The organism is Microbacterium sp. C-MGS6 (assembly GCF_058140415.1).
The window spans coordinates 1,724,658-1,740,123 of the sequence record NZ_CM176934.1 but is presented as its reverse complement, the minus strand read 5'-3'; the positions used below and the strand labels follow the sequence as shown (position 1 = coordinate 1,740,123).

The 15,466-nt window shown below is 70.2% G+C and carries 16 protein-coding genes and 1 pseudogene; 4 read left to right on the top strand and 13 right to left on the bottom strand.

Features of this window, described 5'->3' with window-relative positions:
- Window positions 1-3 precede the first annotated feature (3 nt).
- Genes AC3B5L_RS08380 through AC3B5L_RS08360 form a run of 5 tightly spaced genes read right to left on the bottom strand, consistent with a single transcriptional unit; the run spans window position 4 to window position 5,946 of the window.
- Window positions 4-810 carry an HpcH/HpaI aldolase/citrate lyase family protein gene (locus tag AC3B5L_RS08380; RefSeq protein ID WP_363444026.1) on the bottom strand — a complete coding sequence of 269 codons (807 nt, stop codon included), beginning with the start codon at window positions 808-810 and terminating at the stop codon, window positions 4-6.
- Window positions 807-1,295, bottom strand: a complete 489-nt coding sequence (locus tag AC3B5L_RS08375; protein WP_259951542.1) for a MaoC family dehydratase — start codon at window positions 1,293-1,295, stop codon at window positions 807-809. Before AC3B5L_RS08375 ends, AC3B5L_RS08380 begins: the two co-directional genes overlap by 4 nt.
- A 9-nt stretch (window positions 1,296-1,304) precedes the next feature.
- Window positions 1,305-2,453, bottom strand: a complete 1,149-nt coding sequence (locus tag AC3B5L_RS08370; RefSeq protein WP_490096399.1) for an acyl-CoA dehydrogenase family protein — start codon at window positions 2,451-2,453, stop codon at window positions 1,305-1,307.
- On the bottom strand, window positions 2,453-4,387 hold the full coding sequence (locus tag AC3B5L_RS08365) for an acetyl/propionyl/methylcrotonyl-CoA carboxylase subunit alpha (protein WP_490095636.1): 1,935 nt from the start codon (window positions 4,385-4,387) through the stop codon (window positions 2,453-2,455). The genes AC3B5L_RS08370 and AC3B5L_RS08365 overlap by 1 nt, the downstream gene beginning before the upstream one ends.
- Before the next feature lie 5 nt (window positions 4,388-4,392).
- Window positions 4,393-5,946 carry a carboxyl transferase domain-containing protein gene (locus AC3B5L_RS08360; protein ID WP_259951544.1) on the bottom strand — a complete coding sequence of 518 codons (1,554 nt, stop codon included), beginning with the start codon at window positions 5,944-5,946 and terminating at the stop codon, window positions 4,393-4,395.
- A gap of 112 nt (window positions 5,947-6,058) precedes the next feature.
- On the opposite strand from AC3B5L_RS08360, the gene AC3B5L_RS08355 reads away from it, so the two are divergent.
- A complete protein-coding gene (locus tag AC3B5L_RS08355) occupies window positions 6,059-6,661 on the top strand; it encodes a TetR/AcrR family transcriptional regulator (protein WP_259951545.1) in 603 nt (200 codons plus the stop codon).
- Here the strand turns inward: AC3B5L_RS08355 and AC3B5L_RS08350 are convergent.
- The 3 genes from AC3B5L_RS08350 to pdhA are packed head-to-tail and all read right to left on the bottom strand — an operon-like array spanning window position 6,654 to window position 10,158.
- On the bottom strand, window positions 6,654-8,033 hold the full coding sequence (locus AC3B5L_RS08350; RefSeq protein WP_490096394.1) for a dihydrolipoamide acetyltransferase family protein: 1,380 nt from the start codon (window positions 8,031-8,033) through the stop codon (window positions 6,654-6,656). The genes AC3B5L_RS08355 and AC3B5L_RS08350 overlap by 8 nt on opposite strands.
- Window positions 8,030-9,040: an alpha-ketoacid dehydrogenase subunit beta gene (locus tag AC3B5L_RS08345; RefSeq protein ID WP_490096393.1), complete on the bottom strand. Its 1,011-nt coding sequence runs from the start codon at window positions 9,038-9,040 to the stop codon at window positions 8,030-8,032. Before AC3B5L_RS08345 ends, AC3B5L_RS08350 begins: the two co-directional genes overlap by 4 nt.
- A gap of 2 nt (window positions 9,041-9,042) precedes the next feature.
- Entirely contained in the window at window positions 9,043-10,158 is a 1,116-nt protein-coding gene (pdhA, locus tag AC3B5L_RS08340; protein ID WP_268776561.1) for a pyruvate dehydrogenase (acetyl-transferring) E1 component subunit alpha, read from the bottom strand.
- Window positions 10,159-10,329: 171 nt separating this feature from the next.
- Here pdhA and AC3B5L_RS08335 point away from each other — a divergent pair, with 171 nt between their 5' ends.
- Window positions 10,330-10,803 carry an Lrp/AsnC family transcriptional regulator gene (locus AC3B5L_RS08335; protein WP_025103414.1) on the top strand — a complete coding sequence of 158 codons (474 nt, stop codon included), beginning with the start codon at window positions 10,330-10,332 and terminating at the stop codon, window positions 10,801-10,803.
- On the opposite strand, the gene AC3B5L_RS08330 is transcribed toward AC3B5L_RS08335, so the two are convergent.
- Window positions 10,775-11,674: an alpha/beta fold hydrolase gene (locus AC3B5L_RS08330; RefSeq protein ID WP_187664043.1), complete on the bottom strand. Its 900-nt coding sequence runs from the start codon at window positions 11,672-11,674 to the stop codon at window positions 10,775-10,777. The genes AC3B5L_RS08335 and AC3B5L_RS08330 overlap by 29 nt on opposite strands.
- Before the next feature lie 134 nt (window positions 11,675-11,808).
- On the opposite strand from AC3B5L_RS08330, the gene AC3B5L_RS08325 reads away from it, so the two are divergent.
- Complete coding sequence (locus AC3B5L_RS08325) at window positions 11,809-12,723, top strand: helix-turn-helix transcriptional regulator (RefSeq protein ID WP_268776336.1); 915 nt, start codon at window positions 11,809-11,811, stop codon at window positions 12,721-12,723.
- A 184-nt stretch (window positions 12,724-12,907) separates the two neighbouring features.
- Window positions 12,908-13,225 carry a DUF7882 family protein gene (locus AC3B5L_RS08320; RefSeq protein WP_060921991.1) on the top strand — a complete coding sequence of 106 codons (318 nt, stop codon included), beginning with the start codon at window positions 12,908-12,910 and terminating at the stop codon, window positions 13,223-13,225.
- Between the two features lie 53 nt (window positions 13,226-13,278).
- Here the strand turns inward: AC3B5L_RS08320 and AC3B5L_RS08315 are convergent, their stop codons facing one another.
- From AC3B5L_RS08315 to AC3B5L_RS08300, 4 genes and pseudogenes are all read right to left on the bottom strand, one after another.
- Window positions 13,279-13,539, bottom strand: a complete 261-nt coding sequence (locus AC3B5L_RS08315; protein ID WP_187664041.1) for a DUF6458 family protein — start codon at window positions 13,537-13,539, stop codon at window positions 13,279-13,281.
- Between the two features lie 104 nt (window positions 13,540-13,643).
- Entirely contained in the window at window positions 13,644-14,333 is a 690-nt protein-coding gene (locus AC3B5L_RS08310; RefSeq protein WP_490096398.1) for a ferredoxin reductase domain-containing protein, read from the bottom strand.
- Between the two features lie 147 nt (window positions 14,334-14,480).
- Window positions 14,481-14,858, bottom strand: a pseudogene (locus AC3B5L_RS08305) (globin domain-containing protein); the annotation flags it as partial.
- Between the two features lie 89 nt (window positions 14,859-14,947).
- Complete coding sequence (locus AC3B5L_RS08300) at window positions 14,948-15,454, bottom strand: hypothetical protein (protein WP_268776338.1); 507 nt, start codon at window positions 15,452-15,454, stop codon at window positions 14,948-14,950.
- Window positions 15,455-15,466: the final 12 nt, after the last annotated feature.

Sequence of the window (15,466 nt, the reverse complement as noted above, 5' to 3'; positions counted from 1 at the left end):
CGGTCAGCCGGCGCGGGAGACCACGGCGCGCGCGTGGCGCAGGACGGGCTCGTCCACCATGCGCCCCTGGAAGCGGAACACACCCCGTTCCTCCGCCGCTGCCGCGAGGACCGCATGTGCCCAGGCCACGATCTCGGGGTCCGGTGCGTACGCGGCTCGGATCACCTCGACCTGACTCGGATGGATGCAGGCCGTCGCACGGAACCCCGAGGCCGCCGCGTCCCTCGCCTCCTGCTCCAGCCCTGCCGTGTCCGCGATGTCGACATGCACGGCGTCGATCGCCGCCTTGCCGTACGCGCCGGCCTCCAGCAGCACCCGGGAACGGGCGTAGCGGGCGATGTCCCGGTACCCGCCCTCGTCGTTCCGGGATGACGTGCCGCCGAGCGAGGCCACCAGATCCTCCGCTCCCCACATCAGTCCGGCGACCGTCGGATGCGCGGCGATGTCGGGCGCCGCATGGATCCCGCGCGCCGTCTCGCACAGCGCGAGGAGCGAGTAGTCCGCGCCGAAGGCGTCCAGACTCTCCGCGCTCTCCGTCTTCGCCACCATCACGGTCCGGAAGGGCGACCGTGCCAGGGCCTCGAGGTCGTCAGCGAAGGCCGCGGAGTCCGGGGCGTTCACCCGCACGATGACGCGCGCGGGATCGAGGTCAGCGGCGACGACGTTCTTCCGGGCCTCGGCCTTCGCAGCCGGCAGGACGGCGTCCTCCAGGTCGAGGATCACGGCATCGGCCCGCTCCTGCGCCTTCGCGAAGCGCTCGGGGCGGTCCGCCGGGCAGAAAAGCAGGGCAGGACCGAGCTCGAAGGTCATACCGCCTCCCCTTCCGGCCGGCAGCGCACGAGCACCGTGCGGACGGCCGTCGCGACCACCGTGCCGTCCTGATTGCGTCCGGTGTGCGCGATCTGCACGACGCCCTGACCGGGGCGGGACGACGAGAGCCGCTTATCGACGACGACGCTCTCGGTCGTGAGCGTGTCACCGGCGAACAGCGGATGCGGGAAGGCGATGTCGCCGAGGCCGAGCTGCGCCACCAGCGTCCCCTGCGTGAGCTGGGCGACGGAGGAGCCCACCATCGTCGACAGCGTCCACATGGAGTTCATGAGGCGCGCGTGGAAGGGCTCCTGGGCATCGGCGAACGCGGCGTCCAGGTGCAGCGCCTGAGTGTTCATCGTCAGGGTCGTGAAGAGGACGTTGTCCGCCTCCGTAGCCGTGCGACCGGGGCGATGCACGTACCGGACGTCGGTCTCGAACTCCTCGTAGTACAGGCCGCGCTGCACGATCTCGCGCATGGTCATGCCTCCACGCTACCGGGCGAGTCCGAGCGCCCTGGCGATCACGAGGAGCTGGACCTCGGTGGTCCCCTCGCCGATCTCCAGGATCTTGGAGTCGCGGTAGTGGCGCGCCACCGGGAACTCGTTCATGAAGCCGTTGCCTCCGAAGATCTGCGTGGCGTCGCGGGCGTTGTCCATCGCGGCCTCCCCGGCGACGAGCTTCGCGATCGCCGCCTGCTCGGCGAACGCCTCTCCCGCGTCGCGGAGGCGGGCGGCGTGGTGCCAGGCGAGTCGTGCCGTGTGGACGCGGGCTCGCATGCGCGCCAGGGTGAACTGGGCGTTCTGCCGAGTGCTGAGTGCGCTGCCGAAGATGGTGCGGCTCTTGGCGTAGTCGACCGCGGCCTCCAGGCAGCCCTCCGCGGCGCCGGTCGAGAGGGCGGCGATCGCGATGCGCCCCTCGTCCAGGATGCTGAGGAAGTTCCGGAAGCCGCTCCCCCGTTCGCCGAGGAGGTTGCCCGCCGGCACCCGTGCCCCGTCGAACGTCAGCGGATGCGTGTCCGAGGCGTTCCAGCCCACCTTGTCGTAGGGCGGCTCGACCGTGAACCCCGGCGTTCCGTTCGGGACGATGATCGTGGAGATCTCCTTGCGCCCCTCGTTCTGACCGGTGACGGCGGTGACCGTCACGAACCGTGTGATCGGGGTGCCCGAGTTCGTGATGAACTGCTTGGAGCCGTCGATCACCCATTCGTCGCCGTCGAGCCGCGCTGTCGTCCGCGTCGCCCCGGCATCGCTCCCCGCCTCGGGTTCCGTGAGTCCGAACCCGGCGAGGGCACGACCGGCGAGGAGATCCGGCAGCAGCTCGCGCTTCTGCTCCTCGGTGCCGAAGCGGAAGACGGGCATCGCCCCGAGGCTCACGCCGGCCTCGAGGGTGATCGCGCTCGACTGGTCGACTCGTCCCAGAGCCTCGATGGCGAGGCCGAGCGCCATGTAGTCGCCGCCCTGCCCGCCGTACTCCTCGGGGAAGGGCAGCCCGAAGAGGCCGAGCTCGCCCATCTGCCGCACGACGTCCATCGAGAGCGTGTGGGTGCGATCCGCCTCGTAGGACTGCGGGGCGACCACCGTGTCGGCGAATTCGCGTGCCATCGCGGCGAGTTCGCGCTCCTCTTCGGTGAGATCGTGCATCATCGGTCCTCCTCCGTCATCGACACGCGGGCGACCGGTTGATCGCGCCGCACCTGATCGCCCACCGCGACCAGCATCCGCACCACGCCGTCGTGCGGCGCGACCACGGGGTGCTCCATCTTCATCGCCTCGATCGATACGAGAGGCTCTCCCGCGCGGACCGCCGCACCGTCCTCGACATGGACCGCCACGACACCGCCCGGCATGGGGGCGCGCGCCTCGGGCTCGGTGGCGCGGGCCTCCCGCTCCGCGGCGGCGAGTCGCCTCCGCATCCGGCCGCGGCGATCCAGGGGGCGGAGCCGCAGCGTCCGCCCGTCTTCGCAGACCCATATCGCGCCCTCGGCATCGCGGGCCGCGCACACGCGGTCGGGCGGGGGCAGCGTCGGTGTCGTGCGTACGATCTCGTCGTCGTCGGTGAGCAGGGTGAACGGTTCGGGCGCGTGCGGTGCTGCCCCCAGACGCCACCCGGGGAGGGAGCGCCACAGCGGTCCGGCGCCGCCCGGTGATGCGGCGGTCTCGCGACGAGCGTCCACCAGTCCGGCAGCTGCCGCGACCTGCGCCGCCGACGGGCTCATCGGCTCGAGCGGGAGCAGGGTGTCGATGAGACCGGTGTCGAGGTCGCCCTCGAGCACGCGACGGTCCCGGAGGAGCCGGCGCAGGAACGCGATGTTCGTCTCCACTCCCAGCACCACGGTGCGGGCGAGGGCATCGTCGAGTCGCTGCAGCGCTGTCGCCCTGTCCTCCGCCCACGCGATGATCTTCGCGATCATCGGGTCGTAGAACCCGCTCACCACGCTCCCGGATTCCACGGCCGCGTCCACGCGGACACCGGAAGGCGGGTCGAAGAGCAGCACGGTGCCGGTCGACGGCAGGAACCCGCGCTCCGGCGACTCGGCGTACACACGGGCCTCGACGGCATGCCCGGTCGTCCGGGGTGCGACGTCGAGCGGCTGTCCGTCGGCCATGCGGAGCTGGAGTGCGACGAGGTCGAGTCCGGTGACCTCCTCGGTCACCGGGTGCTCCACCTGCAGCCGGGTGTTCATCTCGATGAAGAAGACGTCGTCGGGAGCATCGGCGTCGACGAGGAACTCCACGGTCCCCGCTCCGACGTAGGCGACGCTCTCCGCGGCGCGCACGGCTGCCGTGAGCAGCCGGTCGCGGGTCGCGGGCGGGATCCCGGCTGACGGCGCCTCCTCGATCACCTTCTGGTGACGACGCTGGAGCGTGCACTCGCGCTCGCCGAGCGCCACGACGGTGCCGTGCGCATCGCCGAACACCTGCACCTCGATGTGACGCGGTCGGCGGATGAGACGCTCCAGGATGAGCGCATCGTCGCCGAAGGCGGATGCCGCGACGCGTCGGGCTGAACTGAGCGCGCCGGGAAGACCCGCGCTGTCGACGACGACCTCCATACCCTTCCCACCCCCGCCGGCACTCGGCTTGACGAGGAGCGGGAACCCGACCGCCTCCGCCTCCTCGCGGATCTCCGCATCCGAGAGGCCCCTGGCGTCGAACCCCGGCACCACCGGCACGCCGCTGCGGCTCACATGCTCACGGGCTCGCGCCTTGTCTCCCATGATCTGGAGTGCTTCGACCGTCGGGCCGATGAACACGATGCCGCTCTCCGCACAGGCCTCCGCGAGCCCGACGCTCTCGGAGAGGAATCCGTAGCCGGGATGCACGGCCTCCGCTCCGGAAGCGCGGGCCGCGGCGATGACGGCGTCGATGTCGAGGTAGGACTCCGCCGCCGGCGCCGGCCCGATCCGCACGGCGGCGTCCGCCTCGCGGACGTGCGGCGCGTCGACGTCTGCATCGCTGTAGACCGCGATGCTGCGGATGCCGAGGTCGCGGAGGGTCCGGAAGATGCGGCGCGCGATCTCGCCGCGGTTCGCGACGAGGACCGAGGAGAACGAGAGGGAAGGCGAGTGCGACATGGGGCTCACATCCGGAAGACGCCGAAGCGCGGCTCGGGCAGGGGGCTGCGGGCGACGACGTCCAGGGCGAGACCGAGGAGGTCACGGGTCTGCTCCGGGTCGACGATGCCGTCGTCCCACAGCCGTGCGGTCGCGTAGTACGGTTCGCCCTGCTCCTCGTACTGCGCCCGGATCGGCTCTTCGAACGCCGCACGCTCCTCCGCGGTCCACGCCTCCCCGCGCGCCGCGAGCTGGTCGTCCTTCACCGTGGCGAGCACCGAGGCGGCCTGAGGCCCGCCCATCACCGAGATCCGGCTCGCCGGCCAGGTCCAGAGGAATCGCGGCGAGTAGGCGCGCCCGCACATCGAGTAGTTGCCCGCCCCGAAGGAGCCGCCGATGATGACGGTGAGCTTGGGGACCCGGGTGGTCGCCACCGCCGTGACCATCTTGGCCCCGTCCTTCGCGATCCCTCCCGCCTCCGCATCGGAGCCGACCATGAACCCGGTGATGTTCTGCAGGAAGAGCAGTGGGATGCCGCGCTGATCGCAGAGCTCGATGAAGTGCGCGCCCTTGAGCGCCGACTCGCTGAACAGCACGCCGTTGTTCGCGACGATGCCCACGGGGTGGCCGTGCAGCCGCGCGAAACCCGTCACCAGTGTGGTGCCGTACTCGGCCTTGAACTCATGGAAGGTGTCGCCGTCGACGAGGCGTGCGATCACCTCGCGCACGTCGTACGCGGCGTTGACGTCCACGGGAACCACGTCGTACAGGGAGCCGATCTCCGCCGGGGCGCGACTCTCCCCGACGTTCCAGGCCGGGGCGAGCGGCGGCGGCAGCGTGGCCACGATGTCGCGGAGGATCTCCAGCGCGTGCTCGTCGTCGTCGGCGAGGTGATCCACGACGCCGCTGCGCCGGGCGTGCAGCTCCCCTCCGCCGAGCTCCTCCGCCGTGACGATCTCGCCGATGGCAGCCTTCACCAGAGGAGGCCCGCCGAGGAAGATCGTGCCCTGTCCGCGGACGATGACGGTCTCGTCGCTCATCGCGGGAACGTAGGCGCCACCCGCCGTACACGATCCGAGGACCGCCGCGAGCTGCGGTATTCCCTGCGCGGACAGCCGGGCCTGGTTGAAGAATATGCGTCCGAAGTGCTCGCGGTCCGGGAAGACCTCGTCCTGTCGAGGAAGGAAGGCGCCGCCCGAGTCCACGAGGTAGAGGCACGGCAGACGGTTCTCGAGGGCGATCTCCTGCGCCCGCAGGTGCTTCTTCACGGTGAGCGGATAGTACGTTCCGCCTTTCACGGTGGCGTCGTTGCAGACGACCATGACGTGCCGGCCGTGGACCAGGCCGATGCCGGCGATGACACCGGCCCCCGGCGCCTCCCCGCCGTACAGACCGTCGGCCGCGAGCGGGGCGATCTCGAGGAACGGGCTGTCCTCGTCGAGGAGACGGGTGACGCGGTCGCGCGGGAGGAGCTTCCCGCGGGCGACATGTCGCTCGCGGGAGGCCGCGGGGCCACCCTGCGCTGCGGTCGCGAGACGGTCACGGAGCCGCTGGGCGAGTGCTTCCTGGGTTGCCGGCATCGTGACGTCCTCCTCGACCCACGTCGCGCCGGGCGGGGAACCTGGCGCGCTGCATGCATTCTCGGTTAGTGTTCACTAACCCGTTGATTCAGGTTAGCGAGGATTAACTGAGATGACAAGCCCCGCCACCGCCCGTGACCGCGCCAAGGCAGAACGCTCCGACGCCCTTCTGCATGCCGCGGCTCGGCTCTTCGCCGCGCGCGGGTACAGCGGGGTGAGCCTGGAGGACATCGGCGCTGCCGTCGGTGTGTCCGGGCCCGCGGTGTACCGCCACTTCGCCGGGAAGCAGGCCCTTCTCGGAGCGGTCCTGGTGAAGGTCAGCCAGGACCTCGTCGCGGGCGGACGACGCGTGTCCGAGGAGACGAGCGCACCCGACGAGCGCATGCGCGGGCTCATCCGCTTCCATGTGGAGTTCGCGCTCGGCAACGCCGAGGTCATCCAGGTGCAGGATCGCGATCTCGCCTTCCTCGACGAGGACGATCGCGCCGAGGTCCGCCGACTGCAACGCGCCTACATCGAGCTCTGGATGGACGCTCTCGCCGCGCTCGAGCGTCCGGAACCGCTCGACCGGGACGAACTCCGGCTCCGCGTGCAGGCGTGCTTCGGTCTCATCAACTCGACCCCGCACAGCACGCGGGCCGCGACGAGAAGGCACACGGCCACCGCGACCGTGCTGGTCGCGATGGCCGAGGCTGCACTGCGCGCCGCTAGCTGAGCAGCATCGCCCGTCCCGGATCCTCGAGGATGTCGGCCACGTCCTTGAGGAACGTCGCGCCCTCGGCCCCGTCGACGAGGCGATGATCGAAGGACAGACTCAGCGTCATGAGCTGACGGAGTGCGATCTCACCGCGGTACTCCCACGGCTGCCGCCGCACCGCGCCGACCGCGAGGATCCCGGACTGCCCTGGCGGGAGGATCGGCGTTCCGGCCTCCACCCCGAACACCCCGATGTTCGACAGGGAGAACGTGCCCCCGGCGAGCTCGGCCGGGGAGGTCTTCCCTGCGCGAGCGGTGTCGGCGAGCCGCCTGACCGCGGTCGACAGCTCCACCAGGTTCATCCGCTCCGCATCCCGGATCATCGGCACGATGAGACCCCGATCGGTCGCCGCGGCGATCCCCAGGTCGACATAGCTGTAGTGGACGATCTCGCCGGACTCCTCATCCCAGCGCGCATTCAGGCCGGGCGCCCGGCGCAGAGCGAGACAGACGGCCTTCGCGACGACGGCGAGCGGGCCGATCCGCTGCTCCGCAAGCGCTCGGTCCTCGCGGAGACGTGCCAGCATCTCCATGGTCGCGGTCACATCGACCGTGTGGAAGACCGTGACGTGCGGGGCGGTGAACGCGCTCTGCACCATCGCCGCCGCCGTGTGCTTGCGGACCCCGCGGATCGGGACGCGCGTCTCCCGCGGCCTCCCCTCCGCGCGCGGAAGGGTTCCGGATGCCGCGGTGGTCTCGCGCTCAGGCGTCCCGGCGGGCCGTGACGGCTCCGCTCCGATACGCTCCGCGTACGCATCCACGTCTGCCCTCGTGATCACGCGGTCACCGACTTCCGCGGCGACGAGGACGAGGTCGACGCCCCGTCGCTTGGCGTAGGCGCGCACCGGAGGGGTTGACCGTGGTCGCTCCAGAACGGGCTCGACCGAGACCGATGGCGTCGCGTCGTGCGGCGCTGCCTCGAGAACGGCGGTGTCGGCCGCCGAGGCCACCTGGGCGGCACTCCGGCGCCGCGCCCGGCGCGCGGGGCGTCCACTCGATGTCGGGGCGGCTCCGTAGCCCACGAGGTTCGGCTGCGCCTTCTCCGCGGAGGCCTCTTCCTCGCCACCGGACGACGCCGCCGGAGGATCGTCCCCCTCGATGTCGAAGGCGATCAGTGGTGCTCCCACGGCGACGGTCTCTCCCGCGTCCGCGTGCAGGGTCGACACCGTGCCTTCATAGGGCGACGGCAGCTCGACGACGGCCTTGGCCGTCTCGACCTCCGCGAGGGTCTGATTCAGCGCGACGCTGTCGCCGGGCGCGACGAGCCACTGCACGACCTCCGCCTCGGTGAGTCCTTCGCCGAGGTCGGGGAGACGGAATTCGGCGATCATGCGTCCGCTCCCGTCAGGCTGTGCGGGCGATCCATCACGCGATCGACCGCATCGAGGATCCGGTCGAGATCCGGCAGGTGGTACTTCTCGAGCTTGGCAGGCGGGTACGGCACGTCATGCCCGGTGACTCGCAGCGGAGGGGATTCGAGGTACTCGAAGCAGAGCTCGGTCACGCTCGCGATGACCTCCGCGGCGAGGCCGGCTTCCCGGGAGGCCTCGTGCGCGACGACCACTCGTCCGGTCTTCCGCACCGAGGCGGCGATGGAGTCGTAGTCCACCGGAGAGAGCGATCGCAGGTCGATGACCTCCAGGGCGACGCCCTCGTCTTCCGCGGCCTCCGCCGCCTGCAGCGCGGTGCTCACCATGGCTCCGTAGGTGAGGACCGTGACGTCCGTCCCGGAGCGCACGACCCGGGCGAGTCCCATCGGCGGCGCATCCGCGAGCGGGGCCTCGAGGTCGACCTCGCCCTTGTGGTGATAGAGCCGCTTGGGCTCGAAGAACACGACGGGGTCGTCCGACGCGATCGCCTGCCGGAGGCTCCGATAGGCGTCCTCCGGGTTCGAGACGGCGACGACACGGAGGCCCGCCGTGTGGGCGAAGTAGGCCTCCGGCGACTCGGAATGATGCTCGGCGGCACCGATTCCGCCGGCCCACGGGATCCGGATCGTGATCGGCATCTTCACCCGCCCCTGGGTGCGGTAGTGCAGCTTGGCGACCTGCGAGACGATCTGGTCGAAGGCGGGGTAGACGAACCCGTCGAACTGGATCTCGACGATCGGGCGGTAGCCGCGGAACGCGAGACCGACGGCCGTGCCGACGATCCCGGACTCCGCGAGCGGTGTGTCGATGACCCTGGCCGCCCCGAACTCGTCGAGGAGGCCGTCGGTGATCCGGAAGACGCCGCCGAGCTTGCCGATGTCCTCGCCCAGGAGCACCACCTTCTCGTCGTCGCGCATCGCCTGACGGAGGCCGGCGCCCAGCGCCTTGCCGAGAGTGAGTTCGGTCATGGTCACGCCTCGCCCTCGAACGACGCGAGGTATGCCGCGTACTCGTCGCGCTGCCGTTCCAGGCCCGTGTGCGGCTCGGCATAGACGCCGTCGAACACCGCCAGCGGCGGACGGGTGACCATGCCGAGGCAGGTCGCGCGCATCTCCTTGGCGACCGCGTCCGCAGCCGCCTGCGTCTCGGCGAGATGCTCCTCGGTGAGGTCCCCGGTCGCACGGAGGTACGCCTCCAGTCGCGTGATGGGGTCGCGGCGGCGCCAGGACTCCAGCTCGGCCTCGTCCCGGTACCGGGTGGGGTCGTCCGCGGTGGTATGCGGGCCCATCCGATATGTCACGGCCTCGATGTAGGCCGGGCCCTTCCCGGAGCGCGCGTGGTCCAACGCCCAGCGCATCGCCGCCAGGCAGGCGAGGACGTCGTTCCCGTCCACACGGAGGCTCGGGATCCCGAACCCGGGCGCGCGCCCGGCGATCGGATACTGCGACTGCACGGCGACCGGCTCGGAGATGGCCCAGTGGTTGTTCTGACAGACGAAGACGACCGGCGCCTGATACGACGCGGCGAAGATCATCGCCTCGTTCACATCCCCCTGGCTGGTCGCCCCATCACCGAAGTAGGTCACGGCGACCTCCGGTGCCTTCTCATGCTGGATGCCGAGCGCGTACCCGACCGCGTGCAGGGTCTGGGCGCCGATGATGATCTGCAACGGAGCGACGCGGAGGGCCGCGGGATCGTAGGCCGCCCCCTCTTCACCGCGCCACATCCGCACGTAGTCCCCCGGCTGCGCGCCGCGCGCGTAGATCACGCCGGTCTCCCGGTAGCTCGGGAAGACGTAGTCCTGCGGATCGAGCGCCCTGGCCGTACCGATCTGCGTGGCTTCCTGGCCCTGGCACGGCGCCCAGAGTCCCAGCTGCCCCTGACGCTGCAGGGCCACGCCCTCGGCATCGATGCGGCGGAGGATGACCATGTCGCGGTGCAGTGCCCGCAGTTGCGCGGCGTCGACATCGGTGACGAACGGGTCGAGGCGGTCGTTGGCGACACGGGTCCCGTCCGGAGCGAGGATGCGCTCCGACAGCTCCAGATCCTGGGCGGTGTCCGCAATGGGGGTGGTCTGCGGCGACATCATCGTCCTCCTCGTCCCTGGCGGCCCTCGTGGGGCGACGCGCAATGGTGCCGGCGTCATCACCGGCATGGTCTGAGGGTACGTCCGGTGAACACCTCGCTCAAGCAACTCAACCTGGATTGAGCATGTTGCTCATTTTTCTCCGGTCGCGTGCTGCTAGGGTTTGGCACTATGCCTGGACTGGACCGGATCGACCTGGAGCTTCTCGCCGCGCTCGCCGACGACCCGCGCGTGACCATCGTCGCTCTCGCCGAGCGCATGAGCCTGTCACGGAACACCATCCAGGCGCGGATGGCGCGGTTGGAGCAGAGCGGCGTGTTCCTCTCCTACGAGCGCGCCTTCTCCCCCGATGTCCTGGGGTTCCCGCTGCAGGCGTTCGTCAGCATCGGCGTCCGCCAGACCGAGCTTCCCCGGATCATCAACGAGCTCGCGCGCATCCCGGAGGTCGTCCAGGCGCACGGCCTGAGCGGCTCCATCGACCTGTTGGCGCGCGTGGCATGCCGCGACGCGCGTCACCTGTTCGACACGGACGCCCGGATCCTCTCGATCGAGGGCGTGGAGCGCACGGAGACCTCGCTCGCGATGGGCGAGGTGATCCCGTTTCGGGTGGCCGGACTCATCGGCCTCGCGCGACGGGAATCCTGAGGAACCGACGGACCGCTCCGGCCGCCTCGGCCGGGGTCTCGTAGTGGATCAGGTGACCCACGTGCGCGATCTCGACGAGGGACGCGTCCGGGAAGAGAGTGACCAGCGCGCGCTCCGCCTCGATCGGGGTGATGTCGTCCTTCTGGGCGGCGATCAGGAGCGTGGGAACGTCGATCGACGGCGCGAACTCCCTGACGTCGTGGGAGACGCTCGCGACGAACGCGTCGTGCAGGACCTCCCGGTCGGAGAACCGCGAGAAGTAGGTGTCGTGCTGGTCGTGGATGAAGCGACGCAGCTCCGGATCCCGCGTCTTCGCCATGGTCACGCTCATGACACGGACGATCACCCGGTTGCGCAGGAGCGCGGTGCCGATCCGCGGCGGAAGCTTGGCACCGAGAGCGTAGTACAGCACCGCCAGTCGGGTCATGATGCCCTTCGGTCCCTCCAGCGCGGGCGCGCCGATGGGGTTCACGAGGATCAGCCGCGGGGTCTCCAGCCCCCCGGCGACGGCGGCGGCAGTCACGATGGAACCGAACGAATGGCCGAGGATCACGGCACCAGGTGCCGTGGCCGCCGTGAAGTCGGTGAGCCATCCCGCGTACTCCGCCAGATCGTGGCGGCGACCGGGCAACGGCGCGGACTCCCCGAATCCGGGGAGGTCGGGAGCCAGCACCCGGAGTTCAGGCAGGAAGGCCAGGACCGACTCGAGACCGTGGTGCTCGCCCCGGAAGCCGTGGACCGCGATGACGGTCGTCTCGGCGTCGTCCGGACCGTACGCCCAGTACGCCGTCGATCCGCCGCGGACCTCCACCTCATGGCGCTGCACCGGAATCCGGCTCAATCGCTCCGCATACGGGGAAGGCACACTCATGATCCGAGTCTACGAGGCCCCGACCGCGCGGCCCGCCCGCGGGCCCGCGGAGCATCCCCACCGTGCTGTCAGTGGCATGGGCTACTGTCCAAGAAGCCCCGGCCGCCCGGAAGAGGGCGCAGCAAGGAGTGTCGGTGCAGTTCACATCCACGGACATCGAGCAGGTGGAGACCACCTGGCAGCAGTTCGTGCCCTCGGCGACCCTGCAGGACGTGGACCCGCGCCGGTTCCGCTTCGATTGGCGCTCGGTGGAGGCACCCTCGATGTCGCTGGTCCGTTACCAGCTCGCCGCCCAGGTGCACTCCCGCGCCGAGCCCGAGGATCAGCTGTTGGTGTGCCGCGTGGATGCCGCCGATGCCCGGATCTGGTCGGGGCGCCAGGGACTGGACGCCGCCCAGCCGTGGCTGACGGACGGCGTCCGCGTGGAAGCGAAATGGAATCAGGTGGCCCGGGTCCGGGCCCTCGTGTTCGATCGGACCGCAGCGCGCGACTCGATCAGGCAGATCACCGGCGACGACCGCCTCGAGCTCCGGGCCACCGGACTCGCTCCGCATACGCGGGAGGACGGAGCGCGGTGGGAGCAGATGTTCTCCTATATCGACGGCTCGTTCGGACCGGACGGCGCCGCCCCTCTCATCGCCGCAGAACTCGAACGCCACGCCCTCCTGCTGACGATGTCGGCGTTCCCCACCACGTTCAGCGAGTCGCTGCACCGTCCCGCGCAGCGCTCTGCGGCACCGGCCTCGGTGCGTCGTGCCCTGGCGTACATCGAGGACAACGCACATCTGCCGATCACGGTCGACGACGTCGCCGCGGCCGCGTACATGTCCACGCGTGGCCTGCAGTATGCGTTCCGCCGCGCACTCGACATCACACCGAACGAGGCCCTGAGGCGTGCTCGGCTCGATGGCGCGCATCGGGATCTGCGACACGGCAAGGGAGCCTCCGTGTCGGCCGTCGCCCGCCGATGGGGTTTCAGCAATGTCTCCCGGTTCGCCACCGCCTATCGCGAGGCGTACGGGAATCCGCCCGTCCTGGCGGCCCTGTGACGCCGGACTGACACCGCGCGCATACTCTGTTCGCGCCCGACGGCGAGTCCCGGCGATGCGCACGATGTCGTGCGCAAATTGGGTAGAGTCCAAGTATCCCCGGGAGCGGTCTGCCGTCTTCCCCCTGCACGTTCCGAAGGAGCGCCATGAACACCCCCGCCTCCCGCGCGAAGGTCGGCTGACGATGGGCAGCCTGTACTACGGCGACACCCAGACGCCGATCCAGATCGAAGACCGCGCACTCGCGCACCTCAAGGTCGTCATCGCCACCAAGCTGCGGCGCAACGAGAGCTTCACCCTCTCCTGGCGCCACCCCGAGGGCGACGCCCCCGGCCGCTCCACGCTGTGGCTGCACCCGTCCATCCCGCTCCGGTTCGTCTTCGACGAGGCCGAGACGCCCGAGCTGAGCCGTCGCTGGATCGAGGAACTCGCGCACTCCGCGAACTCGAGCGGAGGCATCACCCTCGTCGAGGAACATCTCGAAGGCGCAGACGTCGTCTGACGAGAAGGGCCGAGGGTTTCCCCGCGGCCCTTCTCGTTTCCGAATGAGTCAGCTCAGAGGCCCTCGTCCGAACTGGAGCTGACCGAACGCCGGGTCGTGGGCTCCCCCGTCGCCGGGTCGACGTACGTGCGCGACACGGTCTCCGTGCGACGTCGGCGGGCGAGCAGCACGATGCCGATGAGGAAGATGATCACGCCGGCACCCATGAGGATGTAGCCGACCATGTCCAGGTTGACCCACGGCACGTCGACGTTGATCGCGAACACGAGGATCGCTCCGATGACGAAGAGCGCGATTCCGCTGCCGATGCTCATTGTCTCTCCCGTTCCGCGGCGCGGTGCCGCTCTCGGGGAGCATGGCAGCACCTCGTGGCGTCGAGGAGGGGCTTGACACGGCCACGCTCAGGTCTCCGGGACTCTCAGGCCGCACCGGACTCCGGGTGCCGAGCCCAGAGGTCAGGGCCGAAGACCTCGTAGTCGATACGGTCCGGCGCGATCCCGCGGGCCGTCAGTCCGCCCCGAACGGCCTGCATGAACGACAGCGGCCCGCAGAGGAAGACGCGTGCCGTCGGCGGAAGGTCGATGCCGGCGAGATCCATCCGGCCGGACCGCACCGACGGCCCCTCCTCCACGCCCGCCGTGTACCAGGTCAGGGCGCGGACGTCGCTCAGATGCTGCGCACGACCGCGCACGGCAGAGACGAGGGCGTGCGTGTCCGGCTCCCGGTCCACATGGAACAGGTGCACCGGCCGGTCGGGACGCCGCTGTGCGAGGTCGTCCACCATCGCCGCGACGGGAGTGATGCCGATTCCCGCCGAGATCAGGACCAGCGCGTCATCGGAGTCGTCGAGGAGCAGGTCGCCGGCGGGCTGGGAGACATCGAGTACCGTACCGACCAGCGCGTTCTCGTGCAGCCAGGTCGACACCTGACCGTCCGGTGCGCCGTCCACACGACGCACACGCTTCACGGTGACGCGCAGCGCTGCCCCGGGTGCAAACGAGGAGATCGTGTACTGCCGGGGCTGGCGCGTGCCGTCCGGGAGGTCGACGGCGACGGCCACGTACTGCCCGGTCCGATGGGGCGCCCGCTGACCGTCCACCGGCTCCATGACGAGGGAGATGACGTCGCGGGCCTCCTCCACCCGCTCGATGACGCGGTGCGGCCGCCACGGGTGGTCCGGGTCTGTGCCCGCCTCCGCGTAGAGCCGCGCCTCCTCCGCGATGAGCGAGCAGCCGAAGAGCCAGTACACCTCATCCCACGCGGCGTGCACCGCCGGTGTGACCGCCTCGCCGAGGACCTCATCGACGGCGGCCAGGAGATAGCGGCCCACGATCGTGTACTGACGGGCCGACACCCCCAGCGAGACGTGGCGGTGGGCGATACGTCGCATCACCGGGGAGAAGTCCGGCGCGTCGGGATCGATGAGGTGGACGGCGAACGCCACGACGGACGCCGCCAGTGCCTTGGGCTGATCGCCCTGCGCCTGATGCGCGCGGTTGAAGACGTTCAACAGCTCCGGATGCGCCTCGAACATGCGCCGATAGAACAGGGTGGTGATCTCGTCGGCGTGTGAGGCGACGACGCCGGCGGTGGCGCGGACGATGGCTTCGGAATCCGTGGAGAGCTGCATGGCTGCCTTTCGGTCGGTGTCCGTTCAGCCTCTCGACGACGAGCGCGCCACGTCGCCGCGGATACCGTGGAAAACAGGACTCCGCCCCGCTTTCACCTCACGTAGCCGTAAGACTCGACCCGCGGGAACGCGAGGCCATCGCCTTCGCCCGTCCACACGCCGGTGAAGCGCAGCACGACATCGTCTCCGGCGTCGAGCGGCCCGTTCCACGTGACGGCGTTCTCCGCCGCGGAAGGGCGGCCGGAGGTCGCTTCCAGCGTCGACGCTGCCCAGGTCGAGTCGTCGAGGAGGCCGTCCAGGCGGAACGTGAGCGCGCTCTTCGTGGAGTCCACCTCGCCGTTGTTGAGGAACTGCATGGTGTACGTCACGGTGTCCCCCACCTGGGGATCGGTCGGGCTCATGTTGAACGTGTACTGGAAGAAGAGACAGGCAGGCCCGACGCGCTGCGCGAGCACGCCCGTGCTCAGCGGCTTCGACACGGCCGGGTCCGCAGGTGTCGCCTCCGCGTGAGCGGCGGGAGCGAGCGTCGCTCCACCGAGCGAAAGAGCGGCCGCGACGCCGAGGGCGGCAGAGGCACGGGCAATGAGCGTCTTGGTCATGAGAGATGCCTT

Excerpts from the sequence above, each read along its gene's own strand:
- AC3B5L_RS08310 (WP_490096398.1), bottom strand. The coding sequence starts at position 14,333 with ATGGAGCCGGTGGACGGTCAGCGGGCGCCCCATCGGACCGGGCAGTAC.
- AC3B5L_RS08380 (WP_363444026.1), bottom strand. The coding sequence starts at position 810 with ATGACCTTCGAGCTCGGTCCTGCCCTGCTTTTCTGCCCGGCGGACCGC.
- AC3B5L_RS08375 (WP_259951542.1), bottom strand. The coding sequence starts at position 1,295 with ATGACCATGCGCGAGATCGTGCAGCGCGGCCTGTACTACGAGGAGTTC.
- pdhA (WP_268776561.1), bottom strand. The coding sequence starts at position 10,158 with ATGTCGCCGCAGACCACCCCCATTGCGGACACCGCCCAGGATCTGGAG.
- AC3B5L_RS08350 (WP_490096394.1), bottom strand. The coding sequence starts at position 8,033 with ATGATCGCCGAATTCCGTCTCCCCGACCTCGGCGAAGGACTCACCGAG.
- AC3B5L_RS08335 (WP_025103414.1), top strand. The coding sequence starts at position 10,330 with ATGCCTGGACTGGACCGGATCGACCTGGAGCTTCTCGCCGCGCTCGCC.
- AC3B5L_RS08365 (WP_490095636.1), bottom strand. The coding sequence starts at position 4,387 with ATGTCGCACTCGCCTTCCCTCTCGTTCTCCTCGGTCCTCGTCGCGAAC.
- AC3B5L_RS08330 (WP_187664043.1), bottom strand. The coding sequence starts at position 11,674 with ATGAGTGTGCCTTCCCCGTATGCGGAGCGATTGAGCCGGATTCCGGTG.
- AC3B5L_RS08370 (WP_490096399.1), bottom strand. The coding sequence starts at position 2,453 with ATGCACGATCTCACCGAAGAGGAGCGCGAACTCGCCGCGATGGCACGC.
- AC3B5L_RS08315 (WP_187664041.1), bottom strand. The coding sequence starts at position 13,539 with ATGAGCATCGGCAGCGGAATCGCGCTCTTCGTCATCGGAGCGATCCTC.
- AC3B5L_RS08355 (WP_259951545.1), top strand. The coding sequence starts at position 6,059 with ATGACAAGCCCCGCCACCGCCCGTGACCGCGCCAAGGCAGAACGCTCC.
- AC3B5L_RS08360 (WP_259951544.1), bottom strand. The coding sequence starts at position 5,946 with ATGCCGGCAACCCAGGAAGCACTCGCCCAGCGGCTCCGTGACCGTCTC.
- AC3B5L_RS08320 (WP_060921991.1), top strand. The coding sequence starts at position 12,908 with ATGGGCAGCCTGTACTACGGCGACACCCAGACGCCGATCCAGATCGAA.
- AC3B5L_RS08300 (WP_268776338.1), bottom strand. The coding sequence starts at position 15,454 with ATGACCAAGACGCTCATTGCCCGTGCCTCTGCCGCCCTCGGCGTCGCG.
- AC3B5L_RS08345 (WP_490096393.1), bottom strand. The coding sequence starts at position 9,040 with ATGACCGAACTCACTCTCGGCAAGGCGCTGGGCGCCGGCCTCCGTCAG.